The organism is Nonomuraea sp. NPDC005983 (genome assembly GCF_040614375.1).
Lineage (GTDB): Bacteria > Actinomycetota > Actinomycetes > Streptosporangiales > Streptosporangiaceae > Nonomuraea.
In genome coordinates, this window is record NZ_JBEXUP010000047.1 from 41,961 (window position 1) to 60,797 (window position 18,837).

The following is an 18,837-nucleotide window of genomic DNA, read 5'->3' on the forward strand; positions in this document are numbered from 1 at the left end:
GCCAGTGTTTCCGGGAAAGGATCCGAACCTGTTGAATGAGAAGATCGCTGCCGCAGCCCACCGGCTGCGTGCGGCAGCAGAGCGGGGAACGCCATGTGCCCCTGTGCGTGATCTGATCGGCTCAAACGACCTCGAAGCCGCATATGGCGTTCAGGCTGTGAACGTGGCGGCCGCTGTCCGCAGCGGACGCACCCTCGTGGGCCGGAAGATCGGGCTCACTTCCCCTGCCGTCCAAGAACAGCTCGGAGTAGATCAGCCTGATTTCGGTTCTCTGTTCGACGACATGCGCCTGGTGGGTGAATCGACACCGATGCAGCGCTTGCTGCAGCCACGCATCGAAGCAGAGGTCGTCTTCGTCCTGGGCAGCGACCTCGACGCGCCCGAGATCGACGAAGCCATGGTCCGCCAGGCCGTGGCGGGTATGTACGCCGGACTGGAGATCGTCGACAGCCGGATCACCGACTGGGACATCACCATTTGCGACACCATCGCAGACAACGCCTCCTGCGGCCTGTTCGTGGTGGGCAGCCAGAAGGTCCAGCTCAAGGACATCGACCCCGCCGAGGTGGCCATGACCATGACGATCAATGGCGGTCTCGTCTCCACCGGGACCGGCGCCGCCTGCCTCGGCAGTCCTCTCAACGCCCTGCTATGGCTGGCACGGAAGGCCGCCGATCTCGGTCAGCCCCTGCAAGCAGGGGAGCTCGTCCTGTCAGGTGCCCTGGGCCCCATGGCGATGGTCAACCCCGGCGACGTCATCGAGGCGTACATCAGTGGGCTCGGCTATGTCACCACTCGCATGACCTCCAAGGACGAATCATGACTGTGACCAACGTGGCGGTCATCGGGTCGGGCAACATCGGAACAGATCTCATGGTGAAAATCATGAGATCGCCTCACCTGCACCTCTCGGCACTGGTGGGCATCGATCCTGCATCCGAGGGTCTGGCCCGAGCACGCAAGCTCGGCGTGACCGCATTGAGCACAGGCGTGAATGGGCTGCTGAGCCAAGAAGACTTCAGCAGCATCCAGTTGGTCTACGATGCAACGTCCGCTTCCGCACACCTCGCCAACACATCTGCCCTTGCGGGAACCCAGGTGACGTTCATCGACCTGACACCTGCTGCCATCGGACCGTATGTCGTACCGCCGGTCAATCTCGACCAGCACCTGACCGCCAACAACCTGAACATGGTGACCTGCGGCGGCCAGGCCACGGTACCCATCGTGGCAGCCGTGTCTCAGGTTGCCCGGGTGCGGTACGCCGAGATTGTCGCGTCGATTGCTTCGCGGTCGGCCGGCCCCGGCACCCGTGCCAACATCGACGAGTTCACAGAGACGACCTCGCGCGCACTGGAGACGGTCGGAGGAGCCGACCATGGCAAGGCCATCATCATCCTCAATCCCGCCAAGCCCGCCCTTGTCATGCGTGACACCGTCCAGTGCATCGTTGACGACTGCGATCCCGAGCTGATCGCTCAGTCGGTAGGCAGGATGGTGGAGGCCGTACGACAGTACGTTCCCGGCTACCGGCTGAAGCAGGAGGTTCAGTTCCGGCGTCTGGACCACGGCGCCGCGGAGCAAGCGCTCATCAGCGAGGCGCCAGCCGGCCCACGTTGGGCAGTCAGCGTGTTCCTCGAGGTAGAGGGTGCGGGGGACTATCTGCCGCCCTTCGCCGGCAACCTCGACATCATGACTGCGGCCGCGGTGCGCATCGGCGAGCGTCTGAGCGAGAAGGCGGTGGCCTCATGAGCCAGCCCAACCTGTACATCCAGGATGTCACTCTCCGAGATGGCATGCATGCCGTACAGCACCGGTACAGCACCGACCAGATCCGGCAAATCGCAGCAGCTCTCGATACTGCAGGTGTCAGTGCGATCGAGGTAAGTCATGGTGACGGGCTGGGAGGCAGCAGCCTCACCTACGGCGCGGGTGCCCACACAGACCTGGAATGGTTGTCAGCTGCCGCAGAAGTGGTGAAGAACGCCCGTCTGACCACCCTCCTTCTCCCCGGCATCGGCACCGTCGACGACCTGAAGCGTGCTCATTACCACGGAGCCACCTCCGTACGCATCGCTACGCATGCCACGGAGGCCGATGTCGCGATCCAGCACATCCGCGCTGCCCGTGATCTCGGCATGGACGTCTCCGGATTCTTGATGATGTCGCATATGGCTGAGCCCTCCCACCTCGCCGATCAGGCACGGGTCATGGAAGAGGCTGGAGCGGTGTGCGTCTATGTCACCGACTCCGGCGGCCACTTGACCATGGACGCTGTCCGCGACCGAGTACGCGCCTACCGCGACGTACTGCAGCCAGATACCGAGATCGGCATCCACGCCCACCACAATCTCGGGCTCGGTGTCGCCAACTCGGTTGTGGCTGTGCAGGAAGGTGTGACTCGCATCGACGCCTCCCTGGCAGGCCAGGGCGCGGGTGCGGGCAACTGCCCCATCGAGGCTTTCATCGCCGTGGCGGATGTCCTCGGCTGGAGCCATAGCTGTGATCTGTTCCGGCTGATGGACGCGGCCGATGACCTGGTCCGCCCTTTGCAGGACCGCCCCGTGCAAGTCGATCGCGAGACCTTGACGCTCGGGTACGCCGGGGTCTACTCCAGCTTCCTCCGACATGCCGAAACCGCAGCACAGCGGCACGACCTCGACACCCGCTCCATCCTCGTCGAAGTCGGGCGCCGTCAACTGGTAGGGGGCCAGGAGGACCTCATCCAGGACATCGCGCTTGACCTCCTTGCCCGTCACCAGGCCAAACTCACACACCACTTCCGTGGACGCAACCCAACTGCGGCGATTCGCGCGGTTCACGAACGAGTATCCGTGGAACTGGATGGCGTCACACATGGACGAGTGGATGACATCCTTGATCAGTGAGAAGGGGCTGGCTCACTCAACGCTGCGGTCCGACCAGTTAACGGTCCGTTTGTTCTGCGACTTCCTGATCAGCTCGGCTTACGGGTGGGCCGCCGAGCGTGAGAAGCGGTTCGGTGCACATCCGATCCAGGTCTGCCACCAGTGGAACACCGCTCAGCACCTGACCGGCTACGAGGGCCAGGGCGAGAGGCGGCCGTTCACCCGCGAGGAACTGCAGAAGTTCTTCGACTACTGCGACGACCGGGTTGACCAGGCGGCCCGCAGCGGCCGGAAGGGCGCCCTGGCGGCCTATCGGGACGCGACCCTGTTCAAGGTCCTGTACGCCTGGGGCCCGCGCCGGACTGAGGGCTGCCAGCTCGACTGTCGGACTTCGACCGCAACGCCGCGGCACCTGAGCTGGGTCGGCACGGGATGCTGCAGGTCCGCCGGGGCAAGCGGACGAAGGGGCTCTCCACCACGTCGGCGGAACGTCGCCAGCGTGATGCCCTGGGCGGTGAAGGCGGTCGAAGACTACGTGGTGAACATCCGGCCGAGGTTCGGCTCTCCAGATCATCCGGCCCTGTGGTTGACCGAGCGGCAAGGCTGGCTTCAGCCGCGCGAGGTCAACGACCGCTTCACCGCCTACCGCGACGCCATCGGCCTGCCGCCGGAACTCACGCCCACTCACTGCGGCACAGCCACGTCACGCACTAGATCGAGGACGGTGTCGACCCGAAATTCCTTCAGGACCAGGTCGGGCACCGCTACGCGAGCACGACCGCGATCTACACGGCGGTCAGCGGGGACTTCATGAACACGATGATGCGCAAGGCCCTGGGCCGGGCCTTCGAACAGGACACGAACCTGGGAGATACCAGATGATGGCCAAGCTGGACTACACCTGGCGCCTAAGGGAGACCATGGCCGAGCAGGGCATGTTCACCACCGCAGCCCTGCAACCGATGCTGGCCGAGCGCGGGGTGAAGCTCTCCACCAGCCAGGTCTACCGGCTGGCGACCCAGAAGCCGGAGAGGCTCAGCCTCAAGGTACTGATGGCACTGATCGACATCTTCAGCCGCCCCATGGACGACCTCATCAGGCCGGCCACCTCGCCTTCACCCTCACAGCAAGACGAACGACCAGGACGATAGACCTTCAGAGTCCCCGAAATCTCATCAACGTCCGCAGAAGCCGGAGCACCAGCAGATACGCCCAGGTCCTGGCGCTAGAGAGGCCAAAGAAGCCCAGTGGAACTCAAGGGTTATTAGCTATTCAGCAGCGGCAGGCGCAGGACGAAGCGTGCGCCTCGCGGAGAGTCATCGATCTCCAGGGTCCCGTGGTGGGCTGTGGCGATCGCTCGGCTGATGGCGAGGCCCAAACCGGTGCCTGTGGGGTCCTTGCGGTGCCCTTCTTCCAGGCGCACGAAGGGCTGGAACACGCGCTCTCGATCTTCGAAGGCGATGCCGTCCCCGTCATCGCTCACTGTCACCACGGCCTGGTCATCCTCGCGGCCGGCGTTGACCTCGACGCTGGTTGCGGCGTGCCGCTGGGCGTTGACTACCAGGTTGTTCAACACTCCGATCAGCTGCATATGGTTGCCGAGAACCGTCACCTCGCCCGTCACACGCGTGCGCACCGGCACGTCCCGAGTCGTGGTGACCAGCTCATCGTGCACCAGCGCGCCGAGATCGACCGGCTCCGGGGGCTCGGGAGTGGCCGTGCGGATCCGGGCGAACACCATGGTGTCATCGATCAGCGCTCGTAGTCGTTCCGTCGTCGCCAGCCCTGTTTTGATCGTTTTGCGAGGATCGACGTCGTCCGGATACAGCACCGCTTCCTCGAGTTGGGTCTGGAGACCGGCCACGGGGGTCTTGAGTTCGTGGGAGACAATTGATGCGAATTGCCGTTGCTGTTGCACTGCCGTCTCCAGCTGGGACAGGGTCTGGTTGGCGGTGCGTGCCAGCTGTCCGATCTCGTCACCGCCCGGTGGTTCCGGCACCCGGAGGCTCAGATCGGTGACGCTTATCTCCGACATTCTCTCGCGGATCGCTGCTACCGGTCGTAGTGCCCGCCTGACCGCAGCCCAGGTGATCCATGTGGCGAACCCGGTCGCCAGCAGGGCTGTGGCCAGCGTGCTGAACTCGAGGATGTGGGTGGACAGGGCGGTCGGCTCCATCGTTCCGGCGTAGACGACGTGGGGCTCTCCCCTCCAGAGGAGTGAGGCCTCCTGGGGTGAGACGCGGACGGACGTGAGCACGATGCATTCACTGTGGGAGCACTCTGTGAGGTGGATGATCCGGTCGTCATGGGGCGGCCGGACAGCGCTCAGCGGGGGCATGCCCGCGGCCGCGGGACTGGCGGCCACCACTTGGCCGCGGGAGTCGACGAGTTGCAGGGGGTTGACGGCGGTTGTGGGAATCGGGCTCGGGATGCGGCCGGGCTTCATGGACGCGATCCAGCCGGTCGCCACCCGCTGCGGGTCACCGAAAAGCTGGTCCCGGACCCTGTTGCGGATCACGAGGTCGAGACCGATGGCGATCAGCGTAAAGAAGATCAGGGACCGCGCCGCCGCGGCCGCTGTGAAACGTGTTTGAATTGACCAATAACGAAAGAGGCATCTCACCCATGCGCTCCCCGTGACTCTCGCCGCACTCACCAAGTCCATCCATGCACTGGTGGAAGCAAAGTCCGTTGTTACGATCTGGGATGAGTTTGGCGTGGCACGGCATTCAGCGCCGGATCACCGCCACTGGCCTGCGATAACAATGCTCCCGCGTACGCCCTATCTCCTACAGGGTTACCACAGCGGGGCATCTACTCCGTCCGCCCGGACCTTGGCCGACCTGCGGTGCCAGGTGTTCGATGTGCGGTTGTGCCCGGGTGCTGGGCGGGCTCGCCTCCAACTGAGCCCCGGCTGGAGCGATGACGCAATTTTCCAACCTGTATACCGTCAACCTGCAGTAATAACGGTCACGGTAGGGTCGCGAGCTGGCGCGGTTGTTTCTCCTGGTGGTAGGACCTGAGGCCTTCGATGCCGCCGGTTTCCCGGACGGGTATGCCACCCCAGTGGCCATGACCAGGTCCTTCACCGACGGCATTCGGCCGTTGCCCGGCTCTGCCGCAAGGCCGGCGTCCCGGTTGCCGACGTCCGCGAGAACATCACCAGCCACCGGGCCCGCCCCACCATCGCCAGCCAGCTCTACTACGCCAAGGAGCCGATGACGCTGTTCGAGCTGCAAGCCTGGCCCGGCAACCGCTCCCCGCAGTCCACCCCCGTACTACGCCAAGATCGCCCCGACGACGCTGGCGCGGCCCTACACCGACGCCGGATACTTCGAACGCAACGTGCGCACCATCGAGGTCCTCACCGACAAGGGCGAGGCACCCGCGCGAGCGGCGCGTCTGACCTGTCTGATCGCCGAGCAGACCGTTGGCCTGACCCGGCAAGGATTGAGCACGCTGGTACTGTCCGCCGAGACGGGATCCCGCCGGGCCGGCGAACTTGGCACGATCCGCGCTGGCCTGGCGGAAGAAACGGCAGAGGCCAGCGGACCAGATGAGCGTGAGGCGTTGAGCGGCCATCTCATCGCGGCACTCGTGAAGTCGATGCAGGCCAAGCGCGCACGTAGTTCCGCGAAGTCTGCGACCGTGAGGGTGGCCATGTACAGAGTGTTGGCGTCGATCACCACGACTCCGTCCAGCGCCACGAACGGCTGCCACCTCGGCGTCGAAGCGCTCGGGATCTGCCTGGCCTTCGGGGATGCAGCCGGCCGCTCGCGGATGCCGATCGCCGAGCGAGGCCGCGTACGGGCGTGACGCGCTGTCGCTGCTGCGGAGCACGTTTCCGGCGTCGAGGGACCGTGCCTGCCCTATTCGTGAACACCCCGGGACAGAGGCGCAACGGGACATTCGTCGCGAGCGTGAGGGCCAGGTCACAGCCTGTCGGCAATGGCGGATCGCTGAAGGCGAGCGGCTGATGAGCGGTGGTCACTGTTCGGCCAGGCAGCCGTGCAGGCGGCTGAAGCCGATGCCCAGGCGGGGAAGTTCCGGCTGGCTGACTCGCCGTTGGCGTTGTTGAGGAGTGGGGCGGCCAGTCGGTCAGGCGGCCGAGCCAGCGCGTTCGCGGCGCTGGAGGGCGTCGTCGGCGCGGGCGCCGGACAGGATGGCGTCGAGCAACCCGGGATAGCGGGCGTCCAGATCCTCGCGCCGCAGGACGAGCAGGTTCTCCCGTCCCGAGGGTTGCTGCCAGATGACGCCACTGTCCCGCAGTACCCGCCAGTGATGGGTCATGGTCGACTTCGCGGTGATCCCCAGGGTGTTCAGGACGCTGGTGCAGTTGTGCTCACCGCCGACGTCGAGTACGCGTACGACGGCCAGGCGCACGCCGTTGCCGAGCGCCGACAGCACGTCTTCGATCCGGATCTGGTCGCGGTCGGGATGACGGAAAGCCATGGTTGCACTGTACCGCGATTGTCGAACAGTCGCCTTTCGCTCTGGCATAGTACTACTGTACGTAAATCTGCGTACGATCGTTTGGTGTGCGGGCTTCCGCATGCCCGCCACCGGTCCCTCCGAAGGGCGTTCCATGTCCACACCATCCGCGCTGCCCGCAACCTCCACGGGCGACGCCAAGCCGCGACTCGGCTGGACCCTGGCGCTACTTGCCCTGGCCCAGCTCATCTACGCGCTCGACCTCAACATCGTGTTCGTCGCGCTTCCCCAGATCGGCACCGACCTGGGCTTCCCCGGCCAGACCCAGCAGCTCGTGGTCAGCGCGTACGTGGTCTTCGCCGGTGGCTTCCTGCTGCTCGGCGGGCGGGCGGCCGACCTGCTCGGCCGCCGCCGCATGTTCGTGCTCGCCCTGGCTCTCTACGCCGTCTCCTCGCTGGCGGGCGGGCTTGCCGACGGTCCTGGCATCATCATCATCGCCCGCGCCGTCCAGGGCATCGGTGGCGCGCTGCTGCTGCCCTCCACGCTGGCGCTGCTCAACAGCCTGTTCGCCGAAGGCCCGCAACGTAACCGCGCCCTGGCGGTCTGGGGCGGCGCGGGCGCCAGCGGGCTGACCATCGGCGCACTGCTCGGCGGCCTGCTCACCCAGAACTTCGGCTGGCCCGCCGTCTTCTTCGTCAACGTCCCCCTGGCCGGGCTGGTCGCGCTGGCCGCCCTGGCCGTCATCCCGCGCGACCCCGCCAGACGGGAGCGGCGCAAGTTCGACATACCGGGAGCGATGAGCGTCACCGCCGGATCGACCCTGCTGGTCTTCGCCCTGGTCGAGGGACCCGAACAGGGCTGGAGCAGCCCCCTGGTGATCGCCGCCTTCGTGCTGGCCGCCGTACTACTGGGGATCTTCGCGCTGGTCGAAGCCCGCACCGCCGACCCGCTCATGCCTTTCCGGCTCTTCCGCAACCGCAGCCTGACCGTCGGCATGCTGGTCACCTTCATCTACATGGCCACCTTCGGCGTCCTGCCGTACTTCCTCACCGTGCTGCTGCAGAGCATCCATGGTTACAGCGCCCTGCAGACAGGTTTGGCCTTCCTCATCCCCTCACTGGCCATCGCCGCCGGCACCCAACTCGGCGAACGCCTGGCCACCCGGATCGGCACCCGCGCCACCCTGCTGATCGGCTTCGCCATCGGCGTGGTCGGCACCGCCGTCCTGGCCCTCGGCTTCGACGCCGAGGCCGGGTACGGACTGCTGGTGCCCGGCCTCATCGTCTCCGGCCTCGGCCAGGGCATCGTCTGGACCGCCATGTGGATCGCCGCCGCCACCGGCACCGCCACCCACGAACAGGGCGTGGCCAACGGCATCGCCTCCACCGCACTCAACATCGGCAACGCCATCGGCCTGGCCGTCTTCACCGTCATCGCCGACATCGGCACCGAGGGCAAGACCGGCCAGGCACTGCGTGCTGCCACGGCCAATGGCGAGTTCCTCGTCGTCCTGCTCACCGCGGCCGCGATGATCGTCGGCCTCCTGATCACGCTCGCCCTGCCACGCCCCAGCCGCGAGGACACCAGCACCGCCCTGCATGACAGGTCCCACACGGCCGGCTGATCACACGAGCGCGGCGAACGACGCCAACAGCCGCAGCGGCCAAGATCCAGAACGCCGCCACCTTCACCGCGTTCTTCTCACGCTCGACCAGGGCGTCCACCCGCCGCCGTCGGCGTACGAGGCGTGGTCCCTGTCGGCTGCCCACGACGACGAGGCGCCCAGCCGCGTCGCCGAGAAGCTACCTGCAGCGGGCGAAGGCGGCCGCGGCGGTAAGCCTCGATTGGAACGGCGGCCTCCGCACAGAGGACAGGCAAGCGGGCAGGCCCTGCCGGTAAGTGGCAGGGCCGCTCACCCTGTGGAGCCGGGCTCACGCCCCTGATGGGTCCATTGGCAGGGGCCGACAATCGAGTGCTCTGTATTCCTTTCTGATCGCCAACGCGTCACCGTTCGAGGTCACCGAGGACCGAGGCGTAGCGACTCCACGGGCCTCCGGCCGCTGTGGCGAGACCGGCGGCGGTGTCTCCGTCGTAGGCGAGCATGCCGACGACCACGGATGCGAGGGTTTGCAGGGCGAGTCGACGGATCGCGACCGAGCGTCCCGCCACTACCAGTCAGACGGCTCATCGACTCGGCGCAGCGGACACGGCGGCGCTGGTAGGCGGAGGCTCATCACGCTGACCGGCAGGCGGTGGTTGCTGCGCCGGCCCGCCCGGCGCTCAGCGCCGACGCGTGAGTGCAGCCGGTCCCGTGGTCGCGCTCTCCGACGCCATATCGATCACTTCGTCCAGGACATCGCGGGAGCGAACCAGATCGATGATCATGCGGTTGATGCGGACGCGTTCCGCGGTGAGCTCGTCGACCAGCATCGAGATCAGCTGCTCGTCCGACACCGTGCCCGAAGCAGCCCCAGCCGGCCCCTCCACCGACTCGCGCTCGGTCGTCGTCTCACTCGCTTGGCGTCTCTCCCATGATCAGCGGATCCGCCGTTAGTTTTACAGTCCCGTCGTCGGCGGCTTCCATCTCGCCCACGAATCCATGGACCTGCCCGCCGACAACCTCACCCTCGTGGCGTGCGGCACCGAACCCGGCACGGCCGCCATTGGCGCCGGCTACCGGTCCGTAGTGGAGGTGCGATCTCCGCTGCCGGTGGTGGGGTGGAACGTGTCGCGATAGACGCTGGGCTAGACGCCGACGTGCTCTTTGAACAGCTTGCGGAACTTGGCCGATGTGGCGAGGGCGCAACGCCGCGCCACGCCTTCCACTGTGAGGTCGGTGAACTCCAGCAACTCCCGCGCGTGGCTGAGCCTGGCCTCCAGCAGCCAACGCATGGGCGGTTGCCCGGTCTCGGTGTTGAAGCGGCGGATGAGGGTCCGCTGGGACATACCGGTCTGCCGCGCCAACTGGTCCATGGTGAGTGGTTGATGCAGGTTGAGCAGCGCCCACAGATACAGCTGCGTCAGCCTCCGGAACGTCTGGGCCGCACGGGCAGGTCGATGTACTGGGCCTGACCGCCGGTGCGATGAGGGGCGGTGACGAGCATGCGGGCCCGCTGGTTCGCCGCGCGGGCCCCGAAGTCGCGACGGATGAGATGCAGGCACAGATCCAGTCCTGCGGCGACTCCGGCCGAGGTCAGCACCTTCGGCTCAACTTTGACCTGAGGGTACTGACCGCCAGCGATGCCGCGTGCTGCCAGTGCGTCGTGGCACGACGTTTGTCGAGCAGGCCGGCGGCGGCGAGGGTGAACGCGCCTGTGCAGGTGGCCACCATGCGGGGACCCCGGGCTGCCGACGCCGCCAGAGCGTCGCGGACCGCGACGGAGGGCGGCCCCGGGTCGGACTGGCCGGGGACGATGACGGTGTCGGCGGACCCCAGACGGTTCAGCCCGTACTCGACGGATAGTGCTGGACTGCCGTGCACCGGGACGAGTCCCGGCCGTTCGGCGCACACCGTCAGCCTGTACGGCCCGTCCCCCAACTGCCGAAGACCTGCAAGGGAATCCCTAGGTCCAGCGCGAGAACGTTCGGGAGGGCCAGCACGACCACATGATGCGGAACGCCGGATGTCCGACCAGGCATGGCACGATCCTATCGACGCATGGCACGTGTGCCACTGACGGTGCCTGCGCGCCCGCGCTTACGGTCGCATCGTGAACACCTCCCACCGCATCCCGGCACTGCCCCACAGTCCTGTGGCCTGTCACGCCGTCGAGCACGTCCGGTCCTGCGAGAGCGAGCCCGTCGCCAACCACAGCATCCGCAGCTATCTGTTCGCCATCCTGCTCGCCGAACACGAAGGGCTGAAGGCCAGCACCGACTTCGACGCCGACCTTCTCTTCCACGCCTGCATCCTGCACGGCCTCGGCACCTCGCCGTCGGCCCCCGGCAAACAGCGCTTCGAGGTCGAAGGCGCCAACATGGCCGCCGAGTTCCTCACCGGGCACGGCTACGGCGTGCGCGAGACAGACGCGGTCTGAGAGGCGATAGCGCTGCACACGTCGCCGGGGATCGCCGAACGCCGAGGAGCGCTGGCCTACCTCACCCGAAGCGGCGTTGGCGCCGACTTCGGCATCGGGGTCGAATTCGTAACCGACGCGCAGGGTGAGGCCGTCCACATGCGCTACCTCAGGCTGAACATCGTCACCGCCCTGGTCGACGACATCGTCCGGCACGCCGCACGCGCCCCTCACTCCGCTGCCCGCTACACCCCCGCATACGAACTCACCCGGGAACGAGGCGGACTCGGCACCCCGACGACTCTGGAACTCGCGGCAAGCGCCTCACGCTGGGGAGCGTGAGCAAGCGCTGGTGAACCCCATCAGGAGGTGACGTGCTCTCTGGCCACGCTGCGCCCGGCAATTGGTCCTCCAAGCTCCTTCTTCCGTCATCGCGCAGGCTCTGGGCTTCCACGACAAGACCACCACCTGGCTCGCATCCGAAGCGGCGGGACCTGGAGCCGCAACGCCCCAAACGATCACGCTCAGTGAACAGAAGCAGTGATAGGAATACGAACTCAGATCACTCGATCAACGATCTTTACCAGTCCCGGAGGCCGACTCGGTTGGGGGGCGCGGCTGCGGCCGGTCGGCCACGCATGGAGGACGACGTTCGCGCCATGGTGGTGAGCGGGAACCCCGTCCTTACTCTCGCCAGAGCGGTGGCAGAGACAAGATCTTCGGCATCCAGCGGGACCTTGTCTTCCTGCCCAGCCCCAGCCAGGGAACTGGTGAGATTCCAGTCCTGGCCGCGGCCGGTGCGGAGGGCTGGGGCGTCACAAGGTGTGGGGGTCAATGGCTTGTGCGATGACGTCGTAGCCATCGTCGTTGAGGTGTATGCCGTCGCCCGAGTCGTACTCCGGGCGCAGGGAGTCGGGGTCGGCGGGCCGCCGGACGATGGCGTCGAAGTCGACGACGTGGTCGTAGGCGCCGCTGGTGCGGATCCAGTGGTTGACCTGGTCGCGTACGGCGTCGGCTGCGGGGCTGTAGGCCAGGGCGGCGCCCTTGATGGGCATGAGGGTGGCGCCGATGACCTTGATGCCTCTGGCATGGGCGGCCCGGATCAGTTCCTTGTGGCCGTCGATGATCTGGCGGGCGGTCGCCTGGCGAGGTTTGTTCCACTCGGCCAGGTCGTTGATGCCGTCCATGATGATGACGGTTCGGACGCCGGGCCGCTCCAGGACGTCACGCCGGAAGCGAGTCAGGCCGGCGGTGCCGTACTCGGGGGAGTCCGTCAGCATGCGGTTGCCCCCGATGCCGGCGTTGACCACGCCCCAGGGGTTACCGCTGGCGATCAGGCGCTCGGCGAGCTGGTCGGTGTAGCGGTTGTCAGCGCCGACGGTGGAGCCGACGCCGTCGGTGAGGGAGTCGCCGAAGGCGGCCACGGTGCCGGTGGCGCGCGGGCTGGTGACCTCCACGCCGGTCAGGTAGTACCAGGAGTTGCTGGTGTCGGTGAACGCGCTGCCGGTGGTGTCGGCCAGGTGGTCGCCGCGGGCGCGGTAGGAGGCGGCTTGGGCGAAGTGGTGGAAGGTGGCCGGACCGGTGGGGTTGGTGAAACGCAGGGTCACGGCGAGCTTGTCCAGGGGGCGGACGGAGAGGGGTATGGGATCGCTGAGGCGTTCCTGGCCGGGCGGGATGACGGCGCGCTGCTGTCCGGCGAAGGTCATCGCGCGCGGACGATGCGTGGCGGCTCCCTGGCCGGCTTGGGCGATGGTGGCTGCGTCGATGGTCAGCGGAGCGGTGCCGTAGGCGTTGGAGAGCCTGACGCGCATGGCGGTTGCGCCGGTGGTGAGGCGGATGATTTGGCGTAGGGTTTCGGGGCCTTGTCGGGCGAAGCCTTCCTGGGACCAGTTGGGTCTGTACCAGGGGGTGCTGGGGGTGGCGGGCTGGGCGGCGTTGCCCCAGGCCGTCACCCATGGCCGTCGGGTGGCGTGGGCGGGGGCGGGGGCGGCGGTCAGGGTCAGGGCGAGGGCGGCGGTCAGGGCGGGGATGGCGAGCTTACGCATGATGCGCTTTTCAGGCGGTCTTGATGGCGGACAGGTCGAGCTCGAGCGTGATCTTGTCGGAGATCATCACGCCGCCGGTCTCCAGTACGGCGTTGTAGGTGATGTCGAAGTCCTTGCGGTTGATCACGGTGCTGCCCTCGAAGCCGACCCGGGTCAGGCCTTGGGCGTCGATGGCGGTGCCGGTGTAGTCGAGGGGGATGGTGATCTGCCGGGTCACGCCGCGGATCGTCAGGTCACCGGTGACCTCGAAGCTGTCGCCGCCCTTGTCCTTGACGGACGTAGAGTCGAAGGTGATGTGCGGGTGGGTGGCGGCGTCGAGGAAGTCGCCGGTGCGCAGGTGGTCGTCGCGGAGCTGGTTGCCGGTCTGGATGCCGGTCACGTCGAGGACCACGTGGGCGGTGGAGGCGGCGGGGTTGGCGGCGTCCAGGTGGGCGGTGGCCTCGTGGACGGGGATGTTGCCGCGCACTTTGGTCACCATTGCGTGGCGGGCGACGAAGCCGAATCGGCTGTGTGCGGGGTCGATGGTGTAGGCGCCGGTGAGCTCGTTCGGGTGCATGGTGGCGTTCTCTTTCCCATTTAGTTCAGCGCTGGAAGATTCGGCACGACAGTACATAGGTTTATTTCAGTGCGCAACCTTCAAGTACGATCGCTTCCATGACGCGATGGCTCACCGACGACGAACAGCACGCCTGGCGCACTTTCGGGCTGGCCACCCGCCTGCTGACCGACCGCCTGGAACGCGACCTGCTGGCTGCGGCCGACATGCCGCCCACCTACTACGAACTGCTCGTCCTGCTGTCGGAGTCACCCCAGCGCACCATGCGCATGAGCGAGCTGGCCCACTGGACCAACTCCAAACCCAGCCGCATCTCCCACGCGGTCAACAAGCTCGAACAGAAGGGCTGGGTGCGCCGGGAGCACTACGCCGACGACCGGCGCGGCTGGCTGGCCGTGCTCACCGACGACGGACTCGCCGCGCTCCGGGCCGCCGCCCCTCGGCATGTGGCCAGCGTCCGCGAGTACCTGATCGACCCGCTCACCCCGGAACAACTGCGGCAACTCGCCGATATCAGCCAGGTCCTGCTCAACCACCTGACCGAGCGGGACCATACAGCTGAGCGGATGTGACGATTCCAGGGATGAGGATCCAGCCTGGCCGCGTCGCAGAGCCTGATGGCAGTCTGTAACGACGAAGCCCCTGTTCAGATGGGGTATGGCGGCTAATCGCGGGTTTCTCGACGGCACCATGTTGCCGAGATCGACCAGGTGCAGATAAGCGAATCGACAGGTACTGGGCGGATTCAATCGGTCGTCGCAACACCTTGATCCGGAGGTGTTGCATGGGGAGACCGCCAGGGTGGATGACCACGCGCACTGGGCGTCCGGCGATGCGGCCGCCGGGCGCGTTCTCCTGCTCGCCTGCCTTCCGATGAGCCTCCATGTTGGCCTCCACCATCTCCTCGAACGAGCTATACAGGGGTGCCACCGGAATACGGCTGGCATGGCCGACGAGCGGCAGGGACTTCTTGTACGTAGGTTTTCGTACGGCATTCGCGCAGGTGAGCCCGTCGTCCCAGAACGTGCGTTTCCGGATGGCGGGCCGCTGGGCTTGCAACATCGCAGTTCAGAGGCTCGGCGGCCCGAATCTGCCGTATTCCGGTGACACCCCCTCATACGGCTTCTCCGACAGGCGGTCGCGGGTGGCATGCCTGTGGGGCTCCGCCGGTGCCGTGCAAACTCTGCGCTTCTGGCCCCGAGCCGGAAGCGCAGCAGGGAGTCGCGGCCGCCCGGCGCAGCGGCATGTCCTGCCCGCTTCCGGCGGCAAATTCCTGGCCAGCAGATGCACGACGGCCGTGGCGATGTTGACGCCTCGCTGGCGATAGTCGTCAGCCTGGCCGCGCACGACGGAATGATCGAGCAGGATACGGGTGATCTCACCGGCGGCCAGAGCGTACTCCAGGCTCAGCGGATCGAGGTCGACCGCGCTCCAGCGCCACGTGCTCGGCGCTGTCGTGCTCGGGGCCGCCGACGACGATGACTGGGCCGATCTCGTGCGCGGCGATCAGGGGGAACTGCTCAGCGGTCACATCGAACAGATGCCCCTGGCCGGGCAGCCACACGACGGCATGGCCGTGCACTCGGTCATCCTCCCATTCCGGCAGGAGCGCGCCATGGGCGCCGACCGCGCCCGTGCGCACGTTCACGATGGCCAACGCGGCGGCACGCACGTGGGCGCGCACGCCGAGGTGGGCGAAGGCGTGCACGAGCGCCGCGCAGTCGTCGATGCAGGACTCCGCAGGCGCGTTCATGGCCGCGCTTACGAGCGACAGAAACAGCACGGGGGCGGCGGTCACGAGCAGAGGATCTGAAGCTGCGGTCGTGGTCAAGTGCTCGGCGAGGCGGGCGCGGGCGCTCGACATTCCCGGGACCGCTCAGCGCGCGGCGAGCGGGATTTCCGGATACACCAGGCCGTACCCGGGAGTGTCCGGGGGCTCGGCGTCGACGCTTCGACACGTACTCTACGCTGCGCCGTGCCACCGGTCCTGCCTGGACGATCGGCAAGGTCGGCGCCCTCTGCCAGCGGCTGCTACCCGGTCGCCCAGGCCGAGCCCCGGTTGTCCCTCCAGGCAGTAGGACGGCACGATGCGCACGGCCTGTACTTGCTTCATGAGCAGGGCACGGGCCTGCGGGTCGGCGCTGGGATGCAGCAGCTTGGCCGCTTACCGCCGCCCCTGCCCGTCGTAGCCCTACGCGCCAATGTCGATAGCATCAAGGCGACCGTCGCGGCGCTGGAGGACGAGCTCAACGATAGCGAGGATCGAGAGCAGCTCACCTCACGCCTCGTGATCATCGGCCGAGACATGACCAGGTACGCCGATGAGCTTGAACTGGAGCACAGCGAAGGCGATGTGCGCCTGGACTTGGCCCGTCTGAATGTGGTCGCTGACACCGAACGAGGGCCAATACCGCTCAGCCGCATCGGAAGTGCCGCCAATGGGATCGGCTATCATCTCGCCACCCACCTAGCGCTCCATCGGTACTTGGTCCGGCAGAATCGGCCCGTCCCACGTCTTCTTATCCTCGACCAGCCGACTCAGGCTCATTACCCCTCGCAAGTCTCCCTTCAAAGCGGCATCCCTGAGAACGACTCCGACAGCCGAGCGGTCCATCGGTTGTTTCACTTGCTGTATGACGTCGCCGAGGAACTCGCGCCGAACTTCCAGATCATCGTCTGCGACCACGCCAACCTGCCCGAGCCGTGGTTCCAAAGCCGCGTCGAACACGACTGCCACAACGGCCAGGCGCTCATCCCGGTCGATTGGCTCAGATAGGGCATGTTCAAGGATTCCGAACCTGTTCGACATCGGATCTGGCAGTACCAACCAGGCAGCGTTCATCCTCGACGCCCCGCACCGGACAGTGCGGGGCATCCGGCGCGCGGCAAACCGCCGCGACCAGCGGTAGACATCGCCTGTGCCGCACGAGCTGACAGGCACCTCCTGCCACAGCTTCGACCTGGACGACGCGGAGGAGTAGCCGGTGGCTGTCATCCAACGCTGGGAGCTGGTCGAGTACAGCGTTTATCTGCCCGCCGACCAGTAGGACATCGCCGAGATCCTGGAGCGGCTCCGCGCGGAGCTGCCCGACCGTTGGGAGTACCGCCACGCTGTCGAGGTCACGAGGGGTGACGGCGACCAGTTCGTCTTCCGCTACCGGAAAGCGAGGACATGAGCCGCATGTGGGTCGTGGACGCCTCGGAGTGGCGCGCCGTCGGCCACGTCGTCGGTGACGGCCTCGTGATCCTCGATGATCTGCCGCGGGTCTCGCCGCCGTGGCCGATGGGGGCAACAACGCTCGTTTGCGCTCCGAGGTGTCGGCTCACCTGGTGGGCGTGGGCGTTGGCGACCGGCTGGCCCGGGCCCGACGCGTCGCGGTGCAAGCGTGAATACCGCAGGCGACGCGGGTGAACATGAACGGACTCGTTGACCGGAGACATCTACGTGGCGATGTTCGTCCTGACGTCCCGCATGCCGCCTACGTGCGTCACGTCAACGTCAACAATCTGAGCGTCGTTGTCGAGCTCCATCAGCAAAGTGGTGGAGCACGAGAACGACACTTCAAGGGATACGCTTTCCAACGGTGTGGTATCCATGGACACCGTCTTCACGGAAGCCAAGACGGGATTACGCGACAAGTACTTCCAGACCATCGCCGAGGAGTTCCACCGGACGCGTGCGCAGGCCCATGTCCGCCCGCCGATCTCGTAGCTGATCACATGCGGTTTCCCGGCAATACATATCTCCCGGGCCTGGAAACCGGGCAACATGCCGAGACGGGTCGTTTCGAGGCTCTCCAAGAGCGGGGTGAAAAAGTCGAAACTCTCAAGCGCCCGACGAACCGCAGCCTCCACCAATTGTGAGGATCCGATCTGTGCAGCCCCCACCTTCGTGGCATGTGGCTTCGCCAACGCCTTCAGCAGCGCGTCGATGCCGTAGCAATATCTGAAGCGATCTGCCTCCTCACGCAGGTCCTCCTCCAGAGCAGGCAACAGGGTGCCCTCGCCGAAGGCGCGCTTGTCCATCGATACGAAATAGATCATCTCTTCGCTTTGGCGAAGGGCGTCAACGGCTGTCAGCCAGATCGCCGCATCCCGGGCACCCTCCCCCTTGCCATCCCAGCTGCGCTTGGCAGGAGCGAGACGCCGCGCCTCGCGGAGCAAAGACTCGCGCGCTGCCCAATCTGGAGTCGGCAGGATGGTGAAGAACTCCCGCAATTCGATACTCACGCTCTCCATGAGGCGAGCAAGCTGAAGCTCGTCGGGGTCATTTGTACGGGAATAACGGAGCCTAGCGTTCAGACTTCGGATGGCAGACGTCGCGGTCTGATGCAGTTCCTTGGTCTCGTGAGCGTAGTGAGCGTGGTGCTCCTCCAGCGCGATCTCAGGAACCGCCAGAGCATGCCCGGTCTGGAAGGCGACAGTCCTTAGCATGCTGAGCGGGGCCCCCGCGGGCGGCTGCAAGTGGTGGAGCTGGTTGGTGTCGAGGACGATCACCCGGCGAGCGTAGGCCCTGAAGCGCGACATGTCCGGCTGTTCACCGACAGCTTGAGGCGTGTGGCCCTGCAAATGCCGAACCAGCACAGGCGGCGGGAGCGTTATCGGCGACGGTAGGGAAGACGGGACCGGCCCTGCAGAGTCTGGAGGGGGCGGTGGGGCCGGTCTCCCTCTGTTGTTGTCCAAAGCGCCCGGCGTCAATGCCTCGCGCAACACCCCGGCGGCCAGCAGGTGCCATGCAGAGTCCAGCGCCCCACCAGATCGGCCAGGTGCGCAGCAACGGGTCCGGTCAGTCTGGGTGGCTGATAGCACGCCCTCGCGCTGGTTCTGAGAGGGCGTTTGGTTTGATCATTTCGCCCTAGTATGTGCCGCGCCAGGTAGGCGTGTTTTCGCCGGTGATGCGCTTGCTCACGTTGTCGATCATC

Annotated in this window: 21 protein-coding genes and 1 pseudogene; 12 read left to right on the top strand and 10 right to left on the bottom strand. The window is 66.4% G+C overall.

What is annotated here, in order from left to right:
- Positions 1-31 precede the first annotated feature (31 nt).
- The 5 genes from ABZ297_RS21455 to ABZ297_RS21475 all read left to right on the top strand — a co-directional run bounded on the left by ABZ297_RS21455 (position 32) and on the right by ABZ297_RS21475 (position 4,018).
- Positions 32-823, top strand: coding sequence for a fumarylacetoacetate hydrolase family protein (locus ABZ297_RS21455; RefSeq protein ID WP_355348726.1), 792 nt, complete (start codon positions 32-34; stop codon positions 821-823).
- Positions 820-1,752, top strand: a complete 933-nt coding sequence (locus tag ABZ297_RS21460; protein WP_355348729.1) for an acetaldehyde dehydrogenase (acetylating) — start codon at positions 820-822, stop codon at positions 1,750-1,752. The genes ABZ297_RS21455 and ABZ297_RS21460 overlap by 4 nt, the downstream gene beginning before the upstream one ends.
- On the top strand, positions 1,749-2,888 hold the full coding sequence (gene dmpG / locus ABZ297_RS21465; RefSeq protein WP_355348732.1) for a 4-hydroxy-2-oxovalerate aldolase: 1,140 nt from the start codon (positions 1,749-1,751) through the stop codon (positions 2,886-2,888). Before ABZ297_RS21460 ends, dmpG begins: the two co-directional genes overlap by 4 nt.
- On the top strand, positions 2,869-3,681 hold the full coding sequence (locus tag ABZ297_RS21470) for a hypothetical protein (protein ID WP_355348735.1): 813 nt from the start codon (positions 2,869-2,871) through the stop codon (positions 3,679-3,681). Before dmpG ends, ABZ297_RS21470 begins: the two co-directional genes overlap by 20 nt.
- A gap of 64 nt (positions 3,682-3,745) precedes the next feature.
- Positions 3,746-4,018: a helix-turn-helix transcriptional regulator gene (locus tag ABZ297_RS21475; RefSeq protein WP_355348738.1), complete on the top strand. Its 273-nt coding sequence runs from the start codon at positions 3,746-3,748 to the stop codon at positions 4,016-4,018.
- Between the two features lie 113 nt (positions 4,019-4,131).
- Here the strand turns inward: ABZ297_RS21475 and ABZ297_RS21480 are convergent, their stop codons facing one another.
- The gene (locus ABZ297_RS21480) at positions 4,132-5,490 is read right to left on the bottom strand and encodes a HAMP domain-containing sensor histidine kinase (protein WP_355348741.1); all 1,359 of its coding nucleotides are present in this window, start codon (positions 5,488-5,490) and stop codon (positions 4,132-4,134) included.
- Between the two features lie 722 nt (positions 5,491-6,212).
- On the opposite strand from ABZ297_RS21480, the gene ABZ297_RS21485 reads away from it, so the two are divergent.
- Positions 6,213-6,683 carry a hypothetical protein gene (locus tag ABZ297_RS21485; RefSeq protein WP_355348744.1) on the top strand — a complete coding sequence of 157 codons (471 nt, stop codon included), beginning with the start codon at positions 6,213-6,215 and terminating at the stop codon, positions 6,681-6,683.
- A 282-nt stretch (positions 6,684-6,965) separates the two neighbouring features.
- Here the strand turns inward: ABZ297_RS21485 and ABZ297_RS21490 are convergent, their stop codons facing one another.
- Entirely contained in the window at positions 6,966-7,319 is a 354-nt protein-coding gene (locus ABZ297_RS21490) for a helix-turn-helix domain-containing protein (protein WP_355348747.1), read from the bottom strand.
- A gap of 133 nt (positions 7,320-7,452) precedes the next feature.
- On the opposite strand from ABZ297_RS21490, the gene ABZ297_RS21495 reads away from it, so the two are divergent.
- Positions 7,453-8,922, top strand: coding sequence for an MFS transporter (locus tag ABZ297_RS21495; protein ID WP_355348749.1), 1,470 nt, complete (start codon positions 7,453-7,455; stop codon positions 8,920-8,922).
- A gap of 38 nt (positions 8,923-8,960) precedes the next feature.
- Positions 8,961-9,197, top strand: a pseudogene (locus ABZ297_RS21500) (hypothetical protein); the annotation flags it as partial.
- Between the two features lie 381 nt (positions 9,198-9,578).
- Here ABZ297_RS21500 and ABZ297_RS21505 read toward each other — a convergent pair.
- The 4 genes from ABZ297_RS21505 to ABZ297_RS21520 form a co-directional block, all read right to left on the bottom strand.
- Positions 9,579-9,752: a hypothetical protein gene (locus tag ABZ297_RS21505; protein WP_355348752.1), complete on the bottom strand. Its 174-nt coding sequence runs from the start codon at positions 9,750-9,752 to the stop codon at positions 9,579-9,581.
- Between the two features lie 291 nt (positions 9,753-10,043).
- Entirely contained in the window at positions 10,044-10,322 is a 279-nt protein-coding gene (locus ABZ297_RS21510; RefSeq protein WP_355348787.1) for a helix-turn-helix domain-containing protein, read from the bottom strand.
- Entirely contained in the window at positions 10,319-10,498 is a 180-nt protein-coding gene (locus ABZ297_RS21515; RefSeq protein WP_355348789.1) for a hypothetical protein, read from the bottom strand. The genes ABZ297_RS21510 and ABZ297_RS21515 overlap by 4 nt, the downstream gene beginning before the upstream one ends.
- Entirely contained in the window at positions 10,492-10,809 is a 318-nt protein-coding gene (locus ABZ297_RS21520; protein ID WP_355348755.1) for a DJ-1/PfpI family protein, read from the bottom strand. Before ABZ297_RS21520 ends, ABZ297_RS21515 begins: the two co-directional genes overlap by 7 nt.
- A 199-nt stretch (positions 10,810-11,008) precedes the next feature.
- Here ABZ297_RS21520 and ABZ297_RS21525 point away from each other — a divergent pair, with 199 nt between their 5' ends.
- The gene (locus ABZ297_RS21525; RefSeq protein ID WP_355348758.1) at positions 11,009-11,335 is read left to right on the top strand and encodes an HD domain-containing protein; all 327 of its coding nucleotides are present in this window, start codon (positions 11,009-11,011) and stop codon (positions 11,333-11,335) included.
- Positions 11,336-11,473: 138 nt separating this feature from the next.
- Entirely contained in the window at positions 11,474-11,656 is a 183-nt protein-coding gene (locus ABZ297_RS21530) for a hypothetical protein (protein WP_355348761.1), read from the top strand.
- A gap of 473 nt (positions 11,657-12,129) precedes the next feature.
- On the opposite strand, the gene ABZ297_RS21535 is transcribed toward ABZ297_RS21530, so the two are convergent.
- Both ABZ297_RS21535 and ABZ297_RS21540 read right to left on the bottom strand, forming a co-directional pair.
- Positions 12,130-13,359 (bottom strand): SGNH/GDSL hydrolase family protein, encoded by a 1,230-nt coding sequence (locus ABZ297_RS21535; RefSeq protein ID WP_355348763.1) that lies wholly within the window; start codon positions 13,357-13,359, stop codon positions 12,130-12,132.
- Between the two features lie 10 nt (positions 13,360-13,369).
- Positions 13,370-13,915 carry a YceI family protein gene (locus tag ABZ297_RS21540; protein ID WP_355348766.1) on the bottom strand — a complete coding sequence of 182 codons (546 nt, stop codon included), beginning with the start codon at positions 13,913-13,915 and terminating at the stop codon, positions 13,370-13,372.
- A gap of 98 nt (positions 13,916-14,013) precedes the next feature.
- Between ABZ297_RS21540 and ABZ297_RS21545 the strand changes: the two genes are divergently transcribed.
- Positions 14,014-14,487, top strand: a complete 474-nt coding sequence (locus ABZ297_RS21545; protein ID WP_355348769.1) for a MarR family transcriptional regulator — start codon at positions 14,014-14,016, stop codon at positions 14,485-14,487.
- An 806-nt stretch (positions 14,488-15,293) separates the two neighbouring features.
- Here ABZ297_RS21545 and ABZ297_RS21550 read toward each other — a convergent pair.
- On the bottom strand, positions 15,294-15,713 hold the full coding sequence (locus ABZ297_RS21550) for a hypothetical protein (RefSeq protein WP_355348772.1): 420 nt from the start codon (positions 15,711-15,713) through the stop codon (positions 15,294-15,296).
- A 306-nt stretch (positions 15,714-16,019) separates the two neighbouring features.
- On the opposite strand from ABZ297_RS21550, the gene ABZ297_RS21555 reads away from it, so the two are divergent.
- On the top strand, positions 16,020-16,691 hold the full coding sequence (locus ABZ297_RS21555; protein WP_355348775.1) for a DUF3732 domain-containing protein: 672 nt from the start codon (positions 16,020-16,022) through the stop codon (positions 16,689-16,691).
- Between the two features lie 665 nt (positions 16,692-17,356).
- Here the strand turns inward: ABZ297_RS21555 and ABZ297_RS21560 are convergent.
- Positions 17,357-18,412: a PIN domain-containing protein gene (locus ABZ297_RS21560; protein WP_355348778.1), complete on the bottom strand. Its 1,056-nt coding sequence runs from the start codon at positions 18,410-18,412 to the stop codon at positions 17,357-17,359.
- Positions 18,413-18,837: the final 425 nt, after the last annotated feature.